The following is a 3,220-nucleotide window of genomic DNA, read 5'->3' as shown; positions in this document are numbered from 1 at the left end:
CGGCATAGAGGCCGGCCGGCCCTACCGCGTCCGGGTCACCCACTTCGCCGAGCAGATCGCCGAGAACCGCGAGGCCCACCGGCCCGCGACGGGCCGCAAGGTCGTGGCCGTCGCCGCCGGACCGGGTCTCGCCGCGCTCTTCGAGGAGGCCGGCGCCGTCGTCGTCCTCGGTGGCCCCGGTCGGCGACCCTCGACCGGCCAGATCCTCGACGCGATCATGGCCACTGGCGCCGCCGAGGTCGTCGTGCTCCCCAACGACGCCGACTCGATCCGGGTCGCCGAGATCGCGGCGCGCACCGCGGAGGAGGACGGCCGGATCCGGGTCGAGGTGATCGCCTCCCAGGCCCAGGTCCAGGGCCTGGCCGCCATCGCCGTCCACGAGCCGGGCCGCACCTTCGACCAGGACGTCCGCGAGATGACGGCGACCGCCCGCCACGCCCGACACGGCGCCGTCACGGTCGCCGCCAAGCAGGCGATGACGATGGCCGGGCCGTGCGAGCCGGGGGACGTGCTCGGCGTCATCGCCGGCGACTTCGCGATCGTCGGCCAGGACGCCCACACCGTGGCCGTGGACGTCATCGAGCGTCTGCTCGGCGGTGGCGGCGAGCTCGTCACGATCGTCGCGGGCACCGGGGGCGAGGAGATGGCGGCCAGCGCTGCGGCGTACGTCGAGACCACGCACCCCGCGGTCGACGTGACGGTCTACGACGGAGGCCAGGAGCGTTACCCCCTGCTGGTGAGCGTGGAGTGAATGGTCGCGATCACTGCTGAGTCGCCGGTGGCGAGCGTCTTCGGACGCTCCCCGAAGCGGAAGCTCGTCGAGGAGGGCCTCGGCATCACCACGGTGGGGCAGCTGCTTCGGCACTTTCCCCGTCGCTACGTCGAGACGACCGAGCTCTCCGAGGTGGGCACGCCCGAGGTCGGCCAGCTGCTGTCGCTCGTCGGCGAGGTGACCAGCAGTGTGGTGAAGCCCTTCCAGCGCGGACGCAAGACCCAGTTCCGCACCGAGGTCCGGATCCGCACCAACGGGCCGTCGTTCTCGCTGTCGTTCTTCAGCCCCTATGCCGGACAGGCCAATTCGTACGTCGAACAGATGGCCCCCGGCAGCCGCGGGCTCTTCACCGGCAAGGCCAAGGTCTTCAACGGCAGCTGGCAGCTCGAAGCGCCGCACCAGCTGATGTTCGGCGACGGCGAGGGGGAGGACGAGACCCTCAGCAAGCTGCTGCCGGTCTATCCGCTCACCAACAAGCTCTACGTCTGGGACCTGATCAAGGTGATCCGGGGGGCGCTCGACCTGGTCACCGACGTGCCCGACATGCTGACCCGTCAGCTGCGGGAGCGCTACGACGTCCTCGACGTCATGACAGCGCTCCGGCTGGTGCACGGTCCCGACGACTACGCCCAGGCCGGTGCCGCACAGCGACGCTTCCGCTTCGAGGAGGCGCTCGTCCTGCAGCTCGTGCTCGCCCGGCGGCGAGCGGCCCAGCGCGCGCTGGGCGCCCAGTCGCGCACCGGCGGCGGGGGACTCCTCGCAGCGTTCGACGAGCGGCTGCCCTTCACTCTCACCGCCGGCCAACGAGAGATCGGGGACGGGCTCGAGGCCGAGCTCGCCCGACCGCACCCGATGAACCGACTGCTGCAGGGCGAGGTCGGCTCCGGCAAGACGCTCGTCGCGTTGCGGGCCATGCTCCGCGTGGTCGACTCGGGAGGCCAGGCCGTGCTGCTGGCGCCGACCGAGGTGCTCGCGCAGCAGCACCACCGCTCGATCACGGCGATGCTCGGGGATCTCGCACAGGGCGGGATGCTCGGCGGCGCCGCCGACGGGACCTCGGTGGCGCTGCTCACCGGGTCGATGTCGAAGGCCGCCAAGGATCACATGCTTGGACTGATGGAAAGTGGGGAGGCTGGCATCGTGATCGGCACCCACGCTCTCCTCGAGGACTCCGTGGCCTTCGCCGACCTCGGTCTCGTCGTCGTCGACGAGCAGCACCGCTTCGGGGTGAAGCAGCGCGCCGCGCTGACCGACAAGGCCGGCTCGCCACCCCACGTCCTGGTGATGACTGCGACCCCGATCCCACGCACCGTGGCCATGACCGTCTTCGGCGACCTCGAGACCTCGGTGCTGACCGAGCTGCCGGCGGGCCGCGCTCCGATCCAGACCAATGTCGTGCCACTCGTCGACCAGCCCCAGTGGATCGGCCGCGTCTGGGAGCGGGTGCGCGAGGAGGTCGGCAAGGGCCATCAGGTGTACGTCGTCTGCCCCCGCATCAGCGGCGACACCCTGGAAGAGGGCGAGAGCGACCAGCTCGACGTCGACGAGGACGGCGAGGTCACGACGAAGAAGGTGCCGCTCGCCGCCGTCGAGGACCTGCACGAGGAGCTCACCGGGGGAGCGCTGCAGGGGCTTCGCACCGCGAAACTGCACGGCAGGCTGACCCCCGACGAGAAGGAGCGCACCATGCGCGCCTTCGCGGCCGGCCAGATCGACGTCCTCATCTCGACCACCGTGATCGAGGTGGGCGTCGACGTCCACAACGCCACCACCATCGTGCTCCTCGACGCCGACCGCTTCGGTGTCAGCCAGCTCCACCAGCTCCGCGGCCGCGTCGGCCGAGGCGGCCTGCCGGGGCTGTGCCTGCTCGTGTCGCGCGCGGAGGCCGCGACCCCGGCCCGCGAGCGTCTCGACGCCGTCGCGGCGACCACCGACGGCTTCGAGCTCAGCAGGGTCGACCTCGAGCAGCGTCGCGAGGGCGACGTGCTCGGCGCCAGCCAGTCGGGCAACCGGTCGAGCCTGGTCGCGCTGCGCGTGCTGCGCGACGAGAAGACGATCATCCGGGCTCGGGAGGCCGCCGACGAACTGCTGGCCGAGGACGCCGAGCTGGCGCCGTACCCCACCCTCGCGGCAGCGGTCGCCGACATCGAGGCCTCCCAGCACTCCGAGTTCATGGACAAGTCATGAGGCCCGAATGACGCGGATCATCGGGGGAGCGGCCGGTGGCAGACGCCTGGTCACCCCGCGCGGGATGACCACGCGCCCGACCAGCGACCGGGTGCGCGAGGCGCTGTTCTCCGCCGTCGAGGCGTGGTGCGGCTCGCTGGACGGCTTGCGGTTCCTCGATCTCTACGCCGGCTCCGGCGCGGTCGGCCTCGAGGCCTGGTCGCGCGGGGCAGGCGTCGTGACGTTCGTCGAGCAGGACCGCAAGACCGCAGCCCTGATCGC

2 protein-coding genes and 1 pseudogene are annotated in these 3,220 nt (G+C 71.6%); all 3 read left to right on the top strand.

Annotated elements, in window-relative coordinates; all coding sequences use genetic code 11:
• A pseudogene (locus RMO85_RS07325) lies at nt 1-751 on the top strand (Dak phosphatase); the annotation flags it as partial.
• Nucleotides 752-2,959: an ATP-dependent DNA helicase RecG gene (locus tag RMO85_RS07320; RefSeq protein WP_310528048.1), complete on the top strand. Its 2,208-nt coding sequence runs from the start codon at nt 752-754 to the stop codon at nt 2,957-2,959.
• Between the two features lie 7 nt (nt 2,960-2,966).
• On the top strand, nt 2,967-3,220 hold a 254-nt coding region (locus RMO85_RS07315; protein ID WP_310528047.1), incomplete at its 3' end, for an RsmD family RNA methyltransferase.

This window comes from Nocardioides sp. (genome assembly GCF_031422975.1).
Taxonomy (GTDB): Bacteria; Actinomycetota; Actinomycetes; order Propionibacteriales; family Nocardioidaceae; genus Nocardioides.
The sequence above is the reverse complement of the archived record's forward strand: the minus strand, read 5'-3'. Positions and strand labels throughout refer to the sequence as shown.